We start from the raw sequence: 18170 nt of genomic DNA, 5'->3' as shown, positions 1-18170 counted from the left end.
TATCGGGTTTTGCCTACTGTACTACGGAAGAACGAGCAATGGCAGCCCAGTTTTGTTGGACTATTTCTCGGGTGTGACACAACTTTTCATCTTCAAATATCGTTAATAAACGGCTTCGACAGCGTCAATGATCAGCGTTTTGGCTCAGAGACCCCGTCGCTTTTCCAGCGCCGTGAACAGCATCATGCCGGCCAGCATGGCCAAGGTGAAAACGATGGCTTGCCAGTGCCCTGTCAACAGGATCGCCACGGCGGGCCCAGGGCAAATGCCGGCGATGCCCCAGCCGATGCCGAACACCAGGGCGCCGCCGATCAGGCGCCTGTCCAGTTCGCGCTTGGCTGGCAGTTGCATGGGACGTCCCAGCAGTGAGTAGCGGCGCTGGCGCGCCCAGGTCAGCGGGAGGATGGCGGTGCCAATCGCGCCAAGCATCACCAGGGCCAGGGAAGGGTCCCAGGCACCGGCCAGATCCAGGAACGCCAGTACCTTGCTCGGATTGGTCATGCCCGACAGGAGCAGGCCGAAACCGAACAGCAACCCGGCCATGAATGCCGTCAACTTGAGCATGTTCAAACCCCCAGCCAATGACGCAGGACCAACACCGTGGCGAAACCGCTGAACATGAAGCAGGCGGTGGCAACCATCGAGCGTGGCGAAAGGCGGGACAGGCCGCACACGCCATGGCCGCTCGTGCAGCCTGAACCGTAGCGGGTGCCGATGCCTACCAACAGGCCAGCGATGATGAGACCGGCCGCACCACTCTGGAATTCAAGCGCTGGGAGGTGGGTAAACACCCCCCAGAGAAGTGGCGCAACGAGCAGGCCGAGGAGAAACAGCGCCTTTTCACCAATGCCTTCAGCGCCACGTTGCAGCAGGCTGCCAATCAGGCCGCTGACGCCGGCAATGCGCCCATTGGCGACGACGAACAGACCGGCCGCCAGGCCGATCAGCAGGCCGCCCGCCAAGGACGACCAAGGGGTGAAATTGAGCCAGTCGATGTTCATGAATTTCTCCTGTTCGGTGTCCGTGTGTCCGCCTGTCGATGGGCGTGACGGCACCTGTAGCCTGGGTCATCCAGTGCTGAGTATCCTGACAATGTGACTGTGCGTGCGACGTGTCCGTTTTTGCAAGGAGACCTGAATATGAATCCTCTGTCTTTTGCATCGCCGCCTTACGCGAATCGAGCGGCGGCCGGCCAACGCCTGATAAAACCGTTGGCCCAATACCGTGGACGAGACGATGCGATTGTCCTGGCGTTGCCTCGGGGCGGCGTGCCCGTCGCATGGGAAGTGGCCGAAGGCCTGGGGCTGCCCCTGGACTTGATATTGGTGCGCAAGCTGGGCGTGCCGTCCCACCCAGAAGTGGCGATGGGGGCGATTGCCAGCGGCGCCATCCAGATTCGCAACGACGCTGCGTTGAGTGCCCATCACGTTGACCAGGCCGCCTTCGATGCGGTGCTCCAGCGGGAAACGCAGGAGCTGGCGCGCCGTGAAGCGCGTTATCGCGGCAGCCGCCCACCTGTCGAGCTGAAAAACCAAGTGGTGCTTCTGGTGGATGATGGCTTGGCCACCGGTGCCTCGATGATGGCGGCAGTCCATGCGGTGCGTCTGCAAAACCCTTCCGCCATCGTCGTCGCCGTTCCGGTGGCACCGGTGGAGACCGCTGAAGCCTTGCGCAGCGAGGTTGATGAGTTGGTGTGCCCGTTGATGCCCGAGTGGATGCGCTCGGTGGGCGATTGGTATGAAGATTTCAGCCAGACCCCGGACGAAAGGGTGGTCGAGCTGTTGCGGAAAGCGCGGAGCCGGCCTCGCTCATAACTGCTGCGTTACGCCATTGAACATTCATACGGGCTGACGTACGGCAGGGCACTCATTCTTGACAAGCCGATCACCTGCGGGAATACTCGCGAAAAATTCATATAGATGACTAGATAACAAGGTGAATAAGGTCATGAATGCTCTCTCCAGCGATGCTCGTCTGCCGCTTTATCAACGTTTACGCGATCAGTTGGCTGAGCAGATCGCCAATAACCGCTGGCGTCCGGGGGAGGCGATTCCGACCGAGGCGGCGCTTTCAGCGGAGTACCAGTTGTCGACCGGCACGGTGCGCAAGGCCATCGATGCCCTGGTCAGCGAGGGCATCCTCGAGCGCCAGCAGGGACGCGGTACGTTTATCCGGCGGCCGCAGTTTCAATCGTCGCTGTTCCGTTTCTTCCGCTTTCAAAGCGCTTCGGGCGAACGCCGGGTTCCCGAAAGCCGCATCTTGACGGTGGAACCGGTGGCCGCGCCTTCGGCGGTAGCCCAGGCATTGGGGTTGCCGGTGGAGGCGCCGGTGATTCGCATTGTGCGGGTGCGTCTGCTGGAGGTGGAGCCGGTGCTCGCCGAAGAAATCTGGTTGCCCCGTAGCCGCTTCCAAGCCTTGCTCGACATCGACCTGAATCAAAAGGGCCCGTTGCTTTACCCCATCTATGAAGAAGTCTGCGGCCAGGTCGTCGCCTATGCCGAGGAAACCCTCACCGCCGAATCGGTGAATGAGGTGCACGCCAGATTGCTGCAGGTGCCGGTCAACAGCCCGGTGGTGGTGATCGAGCGCCTGGCGCGGGACTACGCCGGCAATCCACTGGAGTGGCGACGCTCCCGTGGGCATGCCGAGCACTTCCGCTACCGCGTGGAAATCCGCTGACCCTGTCTGGATAGCGGCGCGTCGGTCGCCGCTGTCCTTATCGTTTTGTTTGCCATGACTGGCCCTGTAGCGGCGCGGTTCGCTCTCGGCTGCCTTTCGTTCCACTTATAAGGATAAAAATCATGTTCAGTTGGTATCGCCAAATCACTGCGCGGGAGCGCAAAACCTTTTGGGCCTGTTTCGGCGGATGGTCGCTCGACGCCCTGGAAGTACAGATGTTCGGTCTGGCGATCCCGGCGTTGATCGCCGCGTTTGCCCTGACCAAGGGCGATGCCGGGTTGGTCAGTGGTGTGACCCTGGTCACTTCGGCCCTCGGCGGTTGGGTCGGCGGGACGCTGTCGGACCGCTACGGCCGGGTGCGCACGCTGCAGTGGATGATCTTGTGGTTTTCGTTCTTCACCTTCCTGTCGGCGTTCGTCACTGGCTTCCACCAGTTGTTGATCGTCAAGGCCCTGCAAGGCTTCGGTATTGGCGGGGAATGGGCCGCCGGCGCGGTATTGATGGCCGAGACCATCAACCCCAAGTACCGCGGCAAAGTCATGGGCACCGTGCAAAGTGCCTGGGCGGTGGGTTGGGGGCTGGCGGTCGGCGTCTTCACGCTGATTTATTCCCTGGTGCCGCAGGACATGGCGTGGCGGGTGATGTTCATCGTGGGTCTGCTGCCGTCGTTCCTGATCATCTGGGTGCGGCGCAACGTGGAAGAGCCCGACAGCTTCCAGCGCCTGAAAAAAGACAACGTTATCCCGCAGAATTTCTTTAAGTCCCTCGGCGGCATCTTTCGCCCCGAGCTGATCCGTGTGACCTTGTTCGGCGGGTTATTGGGGCTCGGCGCGCACGGCGGCTACCACGCCGTAATGACGTGGCTGCCAACCTTCCTCAAGACCGAGCGCAATCTGTCGGTGCTCAACTCCGGTGGTTACCTGGCGGTGATCATCTTTGCCTTCTGGTGTGGCTGCGTGGTCAGTGGCCTGTTGATCGATCGCATTGGTCGTCGGAAGAACATCGTGTTGTTCGCGCTGTGCTGCGTGGTCACCGTACAGTGTTATGTGTTCCTGCCGTTGAGTAACACCCAGATGCTGTTCCTGGGGTTCCCGCTCGGCTTCTTCGCGGCCGGTATCCCGGCGAGCCTCGGGGCGTTTTTCAACGAGTTGTACCCGGCGGATGTGCGCGGCGCCGGCGTGGGGTTCTGCTACAACTTCGGCCGGGTGCTCTCGGCGGTGTTTCCGTTCCTGGTCGGTCACATGAGTGATTCCATGTCCTTGGGCTCGGCCATTGGTATCGACGCTGGGATTGCCTACGGCGTGGCGGTGATCGCGGCGCTGTGTCTGCCGGAAACCCGCGGCCGCAGCCTGGAAGCCACTGCGGCATCGGCGCCTGTGGTCGAGCGTGACAGCCAGGGCGCCCGAGCCTGATTTCCCCTTATTGTCGATAGATGAGACCCATGGTTGATACCTGTACCAAGCCGTTAACCGGCATTGACTGCCACGCCCACGTGTTCAGTCGTGAGCTGGAACTGGTCGCTGGCCGGCGCTACACACCCGACTATGACGCCACGCTTGCTCAATACCTGAGCCACTTGCACGCCCACGGCTTGAGCCATGGCGTGTTGGTGCAACCGAGTTTTCTCGGCACCGATAACCGCTACCTGCTGGCCGCGTTACGGCAGGCACCGGAGCAGTTGCGTGGGGTCGTGGTGGTGGCGCGAGACGTCAGCCGAGCCGAGCTGGACGACATGGCCCGGCTGGGTGTGGTTGGGGTGCGCCTGAACCTGATGGGCAAAGCCTTGCCTGATTTTCGCGATGCGGCCTGGAAGGGTTTCCTGGGCCACATCGCGGAACTGGATTGGCACGTCGAATTGCATGCCAGCCTTGCGGATTTACCGGGACTGATGGGGCAGTTGTTGCCATTGGGCATCAAGTTGGTGGTCGATCACTTCGGCCGCCCGGAGGCGCGTTTGGGGCCGGATCAACCTGGCTTTGCCCAATTGATGGCGCTGGGGCAGGGCGGGCACGTCTGGGTGAAGGTGTCCGGCATCTATCGATTGGGCGCAACGGCGGCGCAAAATCTCGAATTTGCCCGCGCCTCGTTGACGCTGCTGCAGCGCAGCTTCGGCCCCGAGCGCCTGGTGTGGGGCAGCGATTGGCCGCACACACAGCATGAAGCCAATGTCGGCTTCGAAACGGTCATGGCGCAGTTGCGTGCATTGGAATGTTCGGCGTCGCAGACGCATGCGTTAATGGTCCAGGCACCCCGGGCATTATTCGGTTTCTGAGGTGCGAGAGGCGCGATGAAGAGTTTCCTGAACTCGTGCGATGAATAGGGATCTAGAATCCATTGAAACTCTGCGCGTTGCGGCCAGATGGTCTGGGGATGACTGATGTCGAACATTGAAGAGCTACCCACGCAAACACATACGCCAAGCGAGTACGAAAGCTTGATCGCAATGGGGACGAGCGCGCTCGATGCCATTCCCGGTGCGGTGTATCTCTGTGATCGCGAGGGATGGCTCGTCCGGTACAACGGTGAGGCGGCCGAGCTGTGGGGAAGGGCGCCGGCACTCCGAGAGAACGGCGACCGCTTCTGCGGCGCTCACCGATTGTTCCTGACCGACGGCACGCCGCTGGCCTTCGAACACTGCCCGACGGCCTCGGCGCTCAGTACCGGTATCGCGCCGCGCAACCAGGAAGTGATCATCGAGCGCCCGGACGGTTCGCGGTTCGTGGCGCTGATGAACATCCGCGTCCTCACGGATTGGCGGGGCGCCATTGAAGGGGTGATCAATTGCTTCCAGGACGTCTCGGCGCACCATGCCATGGCCGAGGAGCTTCGGCGCAAGAGTGCCGACCTGGAAGACTTCTTCGAGAACAGTGCCGTGGGCCTGCATATCGTCAGTGGCGAGGGCGTCATCCTGCGCGCCAACAAGGCGGAGCTGGCACTGCTGGGCTATCCGCCGGAGGAATACATCGGGCGGCACATCACCGAGTTTCATGTCGACGAACCTGTCATCGGCGATATCCTCACCAAGCTGGGCAGTGGCGACTGCCTGGAGAGCTATCCGGCGCGCCTGAGGGCCAAGGACGGCTCGATCAAGCATGTCACGATCACCTCGAATGGACGGTTCGAGGACGGAAAACTCTTCAACACCCGCTGCTTCACCCTCGACAGGAGCTGCGTCCATGCGGCCGAGGCGGCGCGCCAGGACAGCGATGACCGGCTTTCGGCGACCTACGAAGCGGCAACCATCGGCATTGCCGAGGCTGGCATCGACGGTCGCTTGCTCCGGGTGAACGACGCCCTGTGCAACATGCTGGGCCGGTCGCGGGAAGCGCTCCTGTCAATGACCTTCCTGGACTACACCCACCCGGACTGCATTGCGCAGGATGCCGGGTTGTACGCTCGCCAGGTGGCCGGTGAGCTGGATAACTACGTGCTTCGCAAGCGCGCTGTAAAGCCCGATGGGGAGGTGGTGTACCTCGACATCCACAGCTCGTCGGTGAGGGACGCCAACGGTACGTTTCGTTATGGCGTGCGGGTGCTGCAGGACGTCACGCTGGCGCGGCGGATGGAAAACCAGATCCGCGAAAGCGAACGGCACATGCGCAATCTACTCGAGGCGTTGCCGGCGGCGGTGTATACCACCGACGCCGAGGGGCACATCACGTTCTTCAATCGTGCCGCTGTCGAACTGTCGGGGCGCACGCCGCAGTTGGGCGAGATGTGGTGTGTGACCTGGAAGCTGTTCAATACCGATGGAACCGCACTTCCCCATGACCAATGCCCGATGGCGGTGGCGCTGAAAGAGAACCGGCCGATACGCGGCGTCGAGGCGATTGCAGAGCGACCGGACGGCAGTCGTGTACCGTTCACGCCGTTTCCCACGCCGTTGCATGATGCCGATGGAAACCTGGTGGGCGCCATCAACATGCTGGTCGATATTTCCGAACGAAAGCAGGCGGAAAACCGCCAGAAGACGCTGATCGATGAGCTCAATCACCGGGTCAAGAACACCCTGGCCACGGTGCAGTCGCTGGCGGCCCAGACCGCGCGCAATGCCGAGGATGCGAAAGACGGCTACCGGCGCTTCGAGGCCAGGCTGTTGGCATTGTCGCGAGCACACGATCTCTTGACCAAACGGCATTGGGGGCAGACGCCGCTCGACACCCTGGCCCATGACGTGCTGATGCCGGTGTTCGGGCATGAGCCTGGCCGTGTGGTGATTGAGGGCGCTTCTGTAGATGTCGGCACCCGTGTGGCGCTCAATCTCACCATGACCCTCAATGAACTGGCGATCAACGCGCTCAAGTACGGGGCGATGTCGGTCGAGACGGGGACGCTTGCCGTCACCTGGCATCTGCAAACCCAAGCAGGCGGAACGCTGCTGACCCTTGACTGGCAAGAGCGTGGAGGGCCGCTGGTCTCCCCGCCGGAACGGGAAGGGCTGGGGTCGCGCCTGATGAAGCGCTGCATCGAGCGCGACTTGGGTGGCACGTTTGACCTCACCTACGCTCCACAAGGTGTTTGCTGTCGCTTTTCGTTCCTGATTGGAGCGACCGGGGCATGACCCCATTGGCTGGAACCAGGGTGCTGGTCGTCGAGGACGAAGGCGCCATTGCCCTGTTGATCGAGGAGATGCTGGAGGAATTCGGATGCGAAGTGGTGGCGTCGGTCGCCAGACTCGCTGCGGCCTGTGAAATTGCCGGCTCGGTACAGGTGGACCTGGCGATCCTGGATGTCAACCTGGCGGGCGAGCGGGTTTTTCCGGTAGCCGACATCCTTCGCAATCGCCAGATTCCCTTCCTGTTCAGCACCGGCTACGGTGCCAGCGGGCTGCCGGTCGAATACGCCGGCCGCCCGGTCCTGCACAAGCCGTTTTCGGAAAGTGAATTGCAGCAGAAGATTGCCGTTACGCTGAAGGAGGCTCGGGCAAGTGGCCAGGCATCCAGCACCGATGCCAACTGACCCACCGCCATCGCGAGCAAGCTCGCTCCCACAATGGCCCGGCGGTGGACTGTGACTGAGCGGGCGCCACAAATCCCCTGTGGGAGCGAGCCTGCTCGCGAAAGCGATCTCACATTCAATACCCGTACAAACTGACCCACCGCCATCGCGAGCAGGCTCGCTCCCACAGGGATATTGGCCAGGCACGACTTTTGCGAACGCTCGAAAAACTGTGGGAGCGGGCCCAGCCCTTGGTTCCCAAGCAGGCCTCTACGAGACGTCGCCTCTGGACTGTGCTAAATCTCTTACCGGCAACCCACCGCTCAAAAACCCATTCAAGGAGTGATCATGAGTCTCCACGGTCATTACGATCCGCAGAACATCTTTGCGTTGATCCTTCGCGGCGATGCGCCGTGCTACAAGATTTACGAAGACGCCGATGTGCTGGCCTTCCTGGATATCTTTCCGCAATCGCGCGGCCATGTCCTGGTCATTCCCAAAAACGCCCAGGCACGGAATATTCTTGAGGTCGAGCCCGCAATCCTGAGCACGATGATGGCTGCCGTGCAGCGCCTGACGCGAATCATCGTGGACGAGTTGCAGCCGGACGGGGTCCAGGTCGCGCAGTTCAATGGTGCGGTGGCCGGGCAGACGGTCTATCACATTCACATGCACATCATTCCTCGCTGGGAAGGTGAGGAAGCGGGTGTGCATGGCCGGGGCAAGGCCGATCCCGAAGAACTGGAAAAGCTCCAGGCGCGCCTGGTCGAGCGGATTCGCTCAGGGGCCTGACGCTGGGCAAGATTCTGTAGGGGCACAGGGCGTGCCCCACGCATCAGAACTGGCGATCACCTTGCCTCAAGCCTGGTCCTGCGCACCGGTCAGCGTGTCATCCTTGATGTCGTTGGCAAACTTGCACATGAGCCGTACCAGGTTCTCTACATCCGCTTCATCCCACGTGGCAAAAATGGCCCGTCCTATCCGCGCACGTGCCTCGTCGATGCGATCAGTCATCGCCTTGCCTTTCGGCGTGATGACCGACTTGCGCACCCGGCGGTCGGCGGTACTTTCCCGAGCGACCAACTCCAGGCTTTCGAGCTTCGACACCTGCCGACTGACCGTGGTGTAGTCGCGCCCGACGCGATCGGCCAGTTCACCGACGCCGATAGGACCAAGCCGCTCCACCGACACCAGCAACGGAAACAGGGCGCGATCCAGGGATATTCCGGCCGCCCGAACCATGGCTTCGTCGCGCTGAGGTCGGTTCATCACCCCGACGATTTCCATCAGGGCGCCGTGAAGCTCGCGCAATTGGGCATTAATATGTGCGTTCTGCACATTTTCTGTTGACACTGTTCCCGCTCCGTCTAAGTATGTGCGTTCTGCACATATGTGGGGTCGTCATGAAAGAGCAATTCGAAATCCAGGTATTGATTTGCGGTGCGGGCGCGGCCGGTCTGGCGATGGCCATCGAGTTGGCAAGGAGGGGGATTCCCTTTCGCCTGATCGAGAAGGCAGACCAGCCGTTCAACGGCTCGCGTGGCAAGGGCCTACAGCCCAGGACCCAGGAAATATTCGAGGACATGGGGATCCTCGACCGAATCGTCGCAATGGGAGGAGTCTACCCGACTGAACGTCGATATCGCGACGATGGCAGTTTCACCGACACCGTCAGCGTCGAGCAAAACGACCCCACGCCAGCGGAGCCTCATCAATCGCCGTTGATGGTGCCGCAATGGCTGACGGAACAGGTCATGCGTGAACGCTTGCTCGAATTGGGCCACCGGGCGGAGTTTGGTTGCGAACTGGCGGGGTTCGAGCAGGATGCCGAGGGCGTCAGCGTTCAGTTGGGCAGTAAGGCCGACGAAGAAACGCTGCGGGTGCGCTGGCTTGTCGGGGCCGATGGCGGTCGCAGCTTTATCCGTCATGCGCTGGGTGTCGGTTTTCCGGGCAAGACGCTCGGTATCCGCGCCGTGGTGGCCGACGTCTTGGTTACGGGCCTGTCGCGGGATCGCTGGCATCGCTTCGGCGACGGCGACATGCTGCGTCAGATCTTCCTGTGTCCGTTGGCCGGGACTGAACTGTTCCAGATCCAGGCGCCGATAGGCCTCGACGCGGACATCGACCTGGATGCGCAAGCGTTGACGACCCTGGTCGCACAACGCACGGGGCGCGGGGATATCCATATCCATTCGGTGTCCTGGGCATCGGCCTATACCATGAACGCACGGTTGGCCGATCAATACCGGGTCGGTCGAGCGTTTCTCATCGGCGATGCCGCACACGTCCACCCACCCACGGGCGGCCAGGGCCTCAATACCAGCGTGCAGGATGCCTACAACTTGGGCTGGAAACTGGCAGCGGTCATCAACGGCGCGTCGACGGCGCTGCTCGACAGCTACGAGCAAGAACGCCGCCCGGTCGCAGAGGCGATGCTGGGCCTTTCCACCAAACTGCTGGACGCGCACCAGCGTGGCGACATGCGTCGTGGGCGCGAAGTGCACCAACTCGACATCGGCTATCCCGACTCCACGCTCGCCCTTGAGCAACCCGAACGCACCGGCGGCCCCTCGGCCGGTGACCGCGCACCGGACGCACCCATGCGCGGGGCGGCCGGTAAACCGCAACGGCTGTTCGATCTGTTCCAGGGCGCGCACTGGACACTGCTCGGTTATGGCGCGGAACGCAGCACGGTACGGCCTCGTCCTGGATTGCACATCCATGTCATCGGCCCTGGCGGTGATCTCCAGGATGACCAAGGGCATTTTCGTGACGCTTATCAACCTGCGTTGGGCGATTGGGTTCTTGTTCGTCCCGACGGGTACATCGGTGCATTCGTATCAGCCGGAGAGGGGGAGGCGCTGAAAAGCTACTTGGCACGGGTAGGGCTGCACCCTGTCGAGTTGGAGGATTTGACTTAGGGTCTACGGCACGCAGCGCTAATCAGTGGCCGTTCGGGTAGGCCTGCGGCGATACATTCAGCATCGATGCACAGAGACCACCGCCATCGACGCGCACTGACCCACCGCTTTCGCGAACAAGGTTGTGCACCCCACCACAAAACCCATCAACAATTCGCCACCCAATCCCTTTCCAACCGCTACCATTGCGCGCTGACCTCCCGATACCTCTGGACTTCACCTCCATGAAATTGCGCCTGCTGACCGCTGCCTTGTTGTTCACTTGCACCCTGACCCACGCCGCTGAATCGACACCCATTCCGAAAGCCTTGGAAAAACAGATCGAGCACCTGGTGGCGCTCATCAAGGACAGCTACGCCACCGGCTACCCCGAAGCAACGCTGGTGCAGACGCTGGACACCGGTGAGGACAGCCAGGTCACCCTCGCGGTCTTCACCGTCGAGGGTTTCGGCATGGGCAACAACTACAGCCAATACCTGGCAGCCTTCACCCCCGAAGAGAACGAAGAAGGCGTGCCGCACTACAGCCTGTTGGACGTGATGCGCATCGGTGGTGACAGCTGGCGGGCCATCGACAAACTCGATGCCAAGCTGGTCAGCGACCCGACGGGTGAGCAGACGCTGATCGACATTCCGGTGTTGGAGAATACCGACGAGGATGCGCCGAATTTCCCAAGCCGGGCCGCCGTGATTCACCTGTCCCTGGATGGATCACAGGCAGTGCGGTTGGTCGAGATCAAGTAAATCGGATTCATGCGATTGCGATATGAGTGCTATGTAATTGGCATGGTTTATCGATTAATACAGCGCGGGTAATTTGTTCTCTACGATATCAATCGAGAGGAAAGCCAAATGACTCTGCGTTCAACCGGTAGCCTTTGTTTTGCGCTATGCGCGGCAGCACCTTTTGCCGACGCCGCCAGTACAGAAAACACCCGCGAATCGCGGACTTCGCAACAGATCAGCCGGGCCGGCAGCCAGGCTTCAGTCGCAGGTCCGGCGGACTATTTCACTGGGCGCGTGCGGGTTGATCCCCTGTTTCCGGCGACCGATGAAATCAATGCCTCCGGCGCCTACGTCAGCTTCGAGCCGGGCGCGCGCTCGGCCTGGCATACCCATCCCGCCGGACAGCGCCTGGTGGTGATTTCCGGTGTCGGCCTGACGCAGGAATGGGGCAAGCCCGTACAGCAGATCCGCCCGGGCGACGTGATCGTCTGCCCGCCAGGCGTCAAGCATTGGCATGGCGCTGCACCGACGAGCGCCATGACTCACCTGGCCGTGACCGGCACGGTGGAGGGCAAGAACGTGGAGTGGCTGGAGAAGGTCAGCGAAGAACAATATGGCGTCGGTGGAGCATCGACGCCATCGGCCAAGCCGGAGACCGTGGCGGTTTCGCAAACCCTATCGGCCAAGCAGCAAGCCATCCCGTTGATTGCCGCCGCCATGGCGACGAGCAACATGCCCGGCCTCAATACCGCCTTGAATCAAGGGTTGGATGCCGGTCTCACCGTCAGCGAGGCGAAGGAAATCCTGGTGCAGCTTTACGCCTACAGCGGCTTTCCCCGCAGCCTCAACGCCCTCGGCGAATTGATGAAAGTGGTGGAGGCGCGCAAGCAACGCGGCGTCCAGGACGAGTCGGGACGCGAGCCCGCTCGCCTGATTCCCACCGGCGATGCGCTGCTGGCGGCGGGCAAGGCCAACCAGACGCGCATTGCCGGTGCGCCCGTCCAAGGGCCGTTGTTCGATTTCGTTCCGGTCATCAACCAGTACTTGCAGACGCACCTGTTCGGCGACATTTTCGAGCGTGACAACCTGGACTGGCAAAGCCGTGAGCTGGCAACGGTTGCCGCGCTGGCGGTCACTCCCGGCGTGGAGTCACAACTGCGCTCGCACATGGCGGCCAGCCTGCGCGTCGGCTTGAGCGCTGCGCAACTGCGGCAACTGATCCAGCTACTGGGCGAGCAGGGCGACGCCGCCGCGGCCAAGCGCGCCGCTGAAGCATTGGACACCGTTCAGGCCAGTCAACCCTCGTAGCGCAAGGCTTCGCGCAACAGCGTGAAGGCCGGTGAACTTTGGCGGCGACTGGGGTAGTAGAGGTGGTAGCCGGAGAACGGCTCGCACCAATCTTCCAGCACCCGAATCAACCGGCCTTGCGCGACAGCGTCCTGCACCAGGTCCTCCGGCATGAAGGCCAGCCCCAAGCCTTGAAGCGCCGCTTCCAGGCGCATGGCGATGGTGTTGAACACCAACTGGCCTTCCACCCGAACTTTCAATTCCTGTCCGTTTTTCTCGAATTCCCAGACATAAAGGCCGCCATGAGTTGGCATGCGCAGGTTGATGCAATTGTGCGCCGTGAGGTCGTCTGGGATGACCGGCTTGGCATGCCGGGAGAAATACGCCGGGGAGCCCACCACCGCCATGCGCATGTCAGGGCCGATACGCAGGGCAATCATGTCCTTGGCAACTTGTGGGCCCAGCCGCACACCGGCGTCGAAACCCTCCGCGACGATATCGGTAAATCCGTAGTCGACGATGATTTCGATAGTGAGGTCAGGATTGTCCGGCAACAACCTGGCGAGCACCGATTGCAGGATCGTGATTGCGGAGTGCTCACCAGCAGTGATGCGCAACTTACCCGCCGGCTTATCGCGAAACTCACTGAGCATCGCCATCTCGTTATCGATCTCTTCGAAGCGCGGAGCGACCACCCGCAGCAGGTGTTCTCCTGCTTCGGTCGGGGCGACACTGCGCGTGGTGCGCGACAACAACCTGACCCCCAGCCGCTCCTCCAACTGACGCATCGCCCGGCTCAGCGCCGGTTGCGACATGCCGAGCTTGGCCGCTGCACGGGTGAAGCTGCGCGCCTGGGCGATGGCGGCGAAGATGGCGAGTTGATCGTAGCGTTCGGTGGTCATTGATCCGTCTCTGGTATGAGCAGGGAGGATTATGGCATCTGCCGGATTAATCGGCTGAGCCATGATTGTGGTCTTCCAATCACATCGCACCCGTTGCGCAGCGCAGCGTTTCGGTGGTGGAAGGGTTGAACGAGCTTCTCGTAGGAATCGACGGGGCGAATATTGCCCATTGACTTGCAGGACATTTCCTAGAAAATTCCAGTCCCTTGCGCCTGCTGATTTCGGTGCCTAGTCTTTGCTCACCGCTAACAATTAGCGGTCGGGTTTAGCAGCTCGGAATCACGTTAGGCGCACGGCAACTGCCTTCAGTGCGGGCATTTTTATTGCTCGAATTCTTATGGCGGCTGTGCGCAGGGCATCCTCGGGTGCGCCGGTTTCCTAACGTACCGGTCTGCTAACCTGCGCACGGCTGCCACCCACTCGTTTAGCAGCGAACGTGGCGGCTCCCATTTACGTTAGGAGCATTCCATGGACAAACTCATCCCAGACCCACCCGTTCCACCGCTGCACCTGGACATCGCGGCCGACGCCAACGCCGAACGTGTCATCGATTCCTATCTGAACCCCAAACCCGCCCAGCCTGACAAGAAGCCACCTCCGGACCAGCTATTCACCGTCGTGGAGGGTGTCGATGTTGAAAGCCTGTTGGCCAGCCTCAGCGAAACCTTGGCCTCCGCCAATGCCATGGCCAACGATTTGGCGTTCGATCTGGAGGATTCTCGACGGCATGTTGCACTAGGGTTGCAACAGTTGATTGAACTAGGTCTGCTATTGGCAAACCGGGCGCTGGATGTCATCGACCCTAGGTAGGCGTTCGGGGGGATAGATTCCATTTTTCCCAAGATGGATCGGGTCGGAAGCGAAGGGCTGCTTCCGACCCGAAGCGGTCGTAACGCAGCTCCAATCAGGGCTTGAATGGATCAATCCAGCCAGGCCGAAGTCCTGACTCGTATTCTTTGCGTACGTAGGCGAGCGACTCTGCGCATCCCATTTCCGCCTCGATAGCGCCTATGCATCCCCAGCAATCTCCGCCGCAATTGCCTGATAGCGGATCTGCTGGGTTGTCGAGTAAGCGTCTGCAGATCGTGCAGTATTCCGGCTTATTGTTGTTCGTCATAATCCCACTTTCCAAACTCCGCTCTTGGTCGGTTAGCGACCATTGCTCTGGCTAGCCATCCTTGTCCTCCCACACGTGGAGGACTTGCCATGAAAATCATCACTACCTGCGGCCGTCAACCCTGGAACAAAGGGAAATTGGTCGGGCAGAAAACCCCGCTCCGACTGAGAGATATCTGGCGATCCGAGTAAGGCTGCAAATTGCAGAAAGAACCCGTGATCTGGCCCTCTTTGATTTGGCGATCGACAGCAAGCTTCGAGCCTGCGATTTAACTAAGCTGCGTGTGCGCGACATTGCCCATGGCGAACACGTGTCATCGCGAGCCATGGTGAAGCAGCAGAAAACGCAGCGGCCAGTGCAGTTCGAGATCACTGAGCAAACACGGTCTGCTCTCGCGGCCTGGATACATCAAGCACAGCTCCGTAGCGAGGACTGCCTTTTTCCGAGCCGGCTGATTACCTCAGAGCATCTATCCATCCGTCAATACGCTCGTATAGTGAAAGGCTGGGTGAAAGCCATTGGCCTTGATCCTGCCATGTATGGCACTCACACAATGAGACGTACGAAGGCATCACTGATCTATCGCAGAACGAAGAACCTGCGGGCGGTTCAACTGCTGCTCGGCCATACGAAGCTGGAGAGCACCGTTCGATGTCTTGGGATTGGGGTCGATGACGCCTTGGAAATGGCAGAGCAAACCGAGGTTTGACTATGCGAAGCGACGGTCGAAGTCAGGCCGTCGCTAACGGCCAGAAGCGGTCACCCCCAATCGACAAAAAACAGGGGGGCAAATCAAGTTTCGACCAACGGCGCCACCACCGCGCCACGGGTTAACGGTCTGAAGGGTAATAAGGTGCAAGAAACACCACCCATGAGGCTGTGCACGGGTGAGGCATTGTGCCATCATTGACGCAAATTTAGATCAGGGATGAATCATGTTAGAAACTTTATCAATTAAAAACTTCAAAGCATTTTCAGATTGGCAAGATATAAAACTTGCTCCGATAACCCTGATTTATGGCCCCAATTCATCGGGTAAAAGTTCAATAATTCACTCCATAATGCTCCTTAAGCAATCCATAACAAGACCTAATGTTCAGGGTGGCTTAGTATCAAACGGCGAATATGTTGATTTGGGCGATTTTTCTTCGATGGTCCATGGCCACAAACGAGAAGATCCTATCGCGTTCAAATTTTCTTACCTTCCTACAACAAAGCAATCAGTTTCAGGTCTTGATTTTGATGTGTTCGGAAAATCAAGAAAAAGAGAGTACGAGCTGACATACAGGCACATGGACGGAGAGAAAGAGCACAAAGGATTTTCTTATATTGACTCTATGTCGGTATCGGTTAGTAATGCGGATGATAATGCTGTTCTATTTTATACTGAATTAAACTCGGCATTGCCACGGAAGGTCCAAGAGCTTAGGTCTGATCTTTTGAATCTTGAAAAAAGCATTGAGTCTGCTACTGATAAAGAAAAAAACAAATTTTTACTGCAGCTTGATGATTTTAGAAAAAAAGCACCCGCTATGAAAATCGCAGCTGCAAAAACGTTCTCATTTTCAGGCCGCAAGGCATGGTCGTCTGCAAGTGAATATTTGAAAGGTAGACCTAGGTTTAATAATAAGGAAATTGATATAGACAAGCTCCTTGACTACGTTACTTTTCGAAGCGACCTTAACTACGCAACGCCATCAATGGCGACCTATGAAGGAAAGGCGAATCCTGCAAAAGATACTGAGGGCGTTTTTTATCTGAATTTTACATACGGGAGCTTGGCAAGGGACTTAAAAGATAAATTTAGCTCAGTTACCTATCTTGGCCCTTTGCGAAGCCACCCTAGTCGAATTTATGCCCCTAAGACCGATCAGAATGATTCTGTAGGTAAGCAAGGGGAAAACGTTGCACGATTTATTTACGAAAGACCTGAAATAACTGAAGATATAAATTATTGGTTTTCATCATTTGAAGTTCCCTATGAGTTATCGTCAGCAGGAATTGGTAATGATGTTTCAGGGCCTGTAATTTGTCTTCAGCTAAAAGACAAGCGGACTGATGTTATAGTTGGGCCTTCAGATGTCGGATTTGGCATAGGCCAAATGTTGCCCATAATCGTTGAAGGGCTTGTTAGAGATGATAGCGTTATTTGTGTAGAGCAGCCGGAAATTCACCTTCATCCGCGACTTCAAGCGAACCTGGCTAATTTTTTTGTTAACACATGCGATAGCAATCAGTGGATCATAGAAACACATAGTGAATCTCTTCTTCTCAGATTACAGGCGATGATCGCAAGAAAAGAACTCTCACCAAAAAAAGTCGCCATATATTACGTGGAGCCCACTAAAGCTGGTGGCGAAATAATACCCATTCGGCTGGATAGTGATGGTGATTTTATTGACGCATGGCCAGAAGGCTTCTTTGAAGAGCGTCTTAAAGAAAAGTACCGGGATAAAGTGGTGACCACGAAATGATCTCAGAATTTTCTTTAGATAAAGACTTTTTTTCGTCTGATGTTCTCAATAACGAGTCAATAAGCCTAGCTCATGATTACTTAACTAACGCATGGATCGACCTTGGCGTATTGATTCTGCCTCAAGGTGGAAGTGATGAGTTTTTAGAGTTTGTAGATAACTTACCAAGTAAGTTTCGCCAGCGCTGGGTTGAGGCGTTTGAATATGGAAAGAAAGCAGAGGTCAATCGTGGTTGGTGGGAGTTTAGCGATTACGCAAATTTCGAGAACCTATGCGAATTAAGCTCTTTTTTTAAAATTGCTTTCGCTGATGAGGATGTTGGCTATCTATTATCTGGAGATGAGACGAGCAAGAGAATATGCCAAAAAACAGGGTTTGAAATGCTGGGTGCCGGTGTCTGCAGTGAGTCCTCTCACATCAGTAATTCTCTAAGGCTTTCTCAGTCAGACATCTTAGAGTTCGATACGGCAGAGCAGGTGTGGCGAACCAGATTCGAACCGCTTGCTCGCTTTTCAAAAAAAATTACGATTATCGATAGGTATTTTTTCGACTCTATTTGGCGTGGTGCCAAAGACAAAAAAGCTGACGCTGCATTAGTTAATTTTTTCACTTTTTTATCTAGGCTAGGAAAAAAATACAATGTCAAAATTATTTCGCATGGAGGGGAAAGGCATAGTGATTTTCATTGTGCTATAAGCGTTGCATTTTCAGCTTTGCTCCGTAGTAATCAAAAATTCTCCTCCGCACTTGAAAGTCTTACGCTGATTTCTGCGAATGAAGATTTTTTCAAGAAGGAGTCGCATGATCGATTTATAGGCTTTGATCGGCATGTGTGCCAAGTTGGAAATGGAATGCGAGTTCTAGGGGCTACGCCGCTACCGAGAAGTACTTTTCTCGCTAAATTTGACAGGCTTGGCGAACTTGCCAATCGCGAGTCTTCTGCCAGTAAATCAGCCTATAAATTATGGTCTGAAACAGATTAGCCTTGAATCGTCTTGAGGTTCCTAGACGCATCTGACACGGTTTCGCGCGAATGTAGCTTTTTCCGACCGTAGGGGTTGGACGGAATCTGGTTAAATCTGACCGTCCGCTATTGGCCGAAAGCGGTCATTCAGATGTCTATGGAA

General features: G+C 58.0%; 17 protein-coding genes and 1 pseudogene. 14 read left to right on the top strand and 4 right to left on the bottom strand.

Annotated features, from left to right (window positions below; genetic code table 11):
* Positions 1 to 144 precede the first annotated feature (144 nt).
* The gene (locus AD659_RS15055; RefSeq protein ID WP_053122605.1) at positions 145 to 564 is read right to left on the bottom strand and encodes a DUF6691 family protein; all 420 of its coding nucleotides are present in this window, start codon (positions 562 to 564) and stop codon (positions 145 to 147) included.
* A 2-nt stretch (positions 565 to 566) separates the two neighbouring features.
* On the bottom strand, positions 567 to 1055 hold the full coding sequence (locus AD659_RS15050; protein WP_408003297.1) for a YeeE/YedE family protein: 489 nt from the start codon (positions 1053 to 1055) through the stop codon (positions 567 to 569).
* Positions 1056 to 1139: 84 nt separating this feature from the next.
* Between AD659_RS15050 and AD659_RS15045 the strand changes: the two genes are divergently transcribed.
* The 7 genes from AD659_RS15045 to AD659_RS15015 all read left to right on the top strand — a co-directional run bounded on the left by AD659_RS15045 (position 1140) and on the right by AD659_RS15015 (position 8409).
* Positions 1140 to 1814 carry a phosphoribosyltransferase gene (locus AD659_RS15045; protein WP_053122599.1) on the top strand — a complete coding sequence of 225 codons (675 nt, stop codon included), beginning with the start codon at positions 1140 to 1142 and terminating at the stop codon, positions 1812 to 1814.
* A gap of 133 nt (positions 1815 to 1947) precedes the next feature.
* Positions 1948 to 2679, top strand: a complete 732-nt coding sequence (locus AD659_RS15040; protein WP_053122596.1) for a GntR family transcriptional regulator — start codon at positions 1948 to 1950, stop codon at positions 2677 to 2679.
* Between the two features lie 122 nt (positions 2680 to 2801).
* Complete coding sequence (locus tag AD659_RS15035) at positions 2802 to 4091, top strand: MFS transporter (protein ID WP_053122593.1); 1290 nt, start codon at positions 2802 to 2804, stop codon at positions 4089 to 4091.
* Positions 4092 to 4120: 29 nt separating this feature from the next.
* The gene (locus tag AD659_RS15030) at positions 4121 to 4951 is read left to right on the top strand and encodes an amidohydrolase family protein (RefSeq protein WP_053122590.1); all 831 of its coding nucleotides are present in this window, start codon (positions 4121 to 4123) and stop codon (positions 4949 to 4951) included.
* A gap of 171 nt (positions 4952 to 5122) precedes the next feature.
* Positions 5123 to 7240 carry a PAS domain-containing sensor histidine kinase gene (locus tag AD659_RS15025; protein WP_231987669.1) on the top strand — a complete coding sequence of 706 codons (2118 nt, stop codon included), beginning with the start codon at positions 5123 to 5125 and terminating at the stop codon, positions 7238 to 7240.
* A complete protein-coding gene (locus tag AD659_RS15020; RefSeq protein ID WP_053122586.1) occupies positions 7237 to 7638 on the top strand; it encodes a response regulator in 402 nt (133 codons plus the stop codon). Before AD659_RS15025 ends, AD659_RS15020 begins: the two co-directional genes overlap by 4 nt.
* A 327-nt stretch (positions 7639 to 7965) precedes the next feature.
* On the top strand, positions 7966 to 8409 hold the full coding sequence (locus tag AD659_RS15015; RefSeq protein ID WP_053122584.1) for an HIT family protein: 444 nt from the start codon (positions 7966 to 7968) through the stop codon (positions 8407 to 8409).
* A gap of 66 nt (positions 8410 to 8475) precedes the next feature.
* Here the strand turns inward: AD659_RS15015 and AD659_RS15010 are convergent, their stop codons facing one another.
* Positions 8476 to 8970 (bottom strand): MarR family winged helix-turn-helix transcriptional regulator, encoded by a 495-nt coding sequence (locus AD659_RS15010; RefSeq protein ID WP_053122583.1) that lies wholly within the window; start codon positions 8968 to 8970, stop codon positions 8476 to 8478.
* A 50-nt stretch (positions 8971 to 9020) separates the two neighbouring features.
* Here AD659_RS15010 and AD659_RS15005 point away from each other — a divergent pair, with 50 nt between their 5' ends.
* The 3 genes from AD659_RS15005 to AD659_RS14995 all read left to right on the top strand — a co-directional run bounded on the left by AD659_RS15005 (position 9021) and on the right by AD659_RS14995 (position 12571).
* The gene (locus AD659_RS15005; RefSeq protein ID WP_053122581.1) at positions 9021 to 10538 is read left to right on the top strand and encodes an FAD-dependent oxidoreductase; all 1518 of its coding nucleotides are present in this window, start codon (positions 9021 to 9023) and stop codon (positions 10536 to 10538) included.
* 224 nt (positions 10539 to 10762) lie between these two features.
* A complete protein-coding gene (locus tag AD659_RS15000) occupies positions 10763 to 11281 on the top strand; it encodes a hypothetical protein (protein ID WP_053122578.1) in 519 nt (172 codons plus the stop codon).
* A gap of 108 nt (positions 11282 to 11389) precedes the next feature.
* Positions 11390 to 12571 carry a (R)-mandelonitrile lyase gene (locus tag AD659_RS14995; RefSeq protein ID WP_053122575.1) on the top strand — a complete coding sequence of 394 codons (1182 nt, stop codon included), beginning with the start codon at positions 11390 to 11392 and terminating at the stop codon, positions 12569 to 12571.
* On the opposite strand, the gene AD659_RS14990 is transcribed toward AD659_RS14995, so the two are convergent.
* On the bottom strand, positions 12559 to 13452 hold the full coding sequence (locus AD659_RS14990; protein ID WP_053122571.1) for a LysR family transcriptional regulator: 894 nt from the start codon (positions 13450 to 13452) through the stop codon (positions 12559 to 12561). The genes AD659_RS14995 and AD659_RS14990 overlap by 13 nt on opposite strands.
* Positions 13453 to 13920: 468 nt before the next feature.
* Between AD659_RS14990 and AD659_RS14985 the strand changes: the two genes are divergently transcribed.
* The 4 genes and pseudogenes from AD659_RS14985 (at position 13921) to AD659_RS29795 (ending at position 18026) form a co-directional block, all read left to right on the top strand.
* Positions 13921 to 14262, top strand: coding sequence for a DUF6124 family protein (locus AD659_RS14985; RefSeq protein ID WP_053122568.1), 342 nt, complete (start codon positions 13921 to 13923; stop codon positions 14260 to 14262).
* Between the two features lie 396 nt (positions 14263 to 14658).
* Positions 14659 to 15278: pseudogene (locus tag AD659_RS14980) on the top strand (tyrosine-type recombinase/integrase).
* Between the two features lie 226 nt (positions 15279 to 15504).
* Positions 15505 to 17043, top strand: a complete 1539-nt coding sequence (locus AD659_RS29315) for an AAA family ATPase (protein ID WP_082343563.1) — start codon at positions 15505 to 15507, stop codon at positions 17041 to 17043.
* Positions 17040 to 18026, top strand: a complete 987-nt coding sequence (locus AD659_RS29795; protein WP_153043868.1) for a hypothetical protein — start codon at positions 17040 to 17042, stop codon at positions 18024 to 18026. Before AD659_RS29315 ends, AD659_RS29795 begins: the two co-directional genes overlap by 4 nt.
* The last annotated feature ends 144 nt before the right edge of the window (positions 18027 to 18170 follow it).

The sequence above is a fragment of the Pseudomonas thivervalensis genome, assembly GCF_001269655.1.
Classification (GTDB): domain Bacteria; phylum Pseudomonadota; class Gammaproteobacteria; order Pseudomonadales; family Pseudomonadaceae; genus Aquipseudomonas; species Aquipseudomonas thivervalensis.
This window is presented reverse-complemented; position numbering and strand designations above follow the sequence as displayed.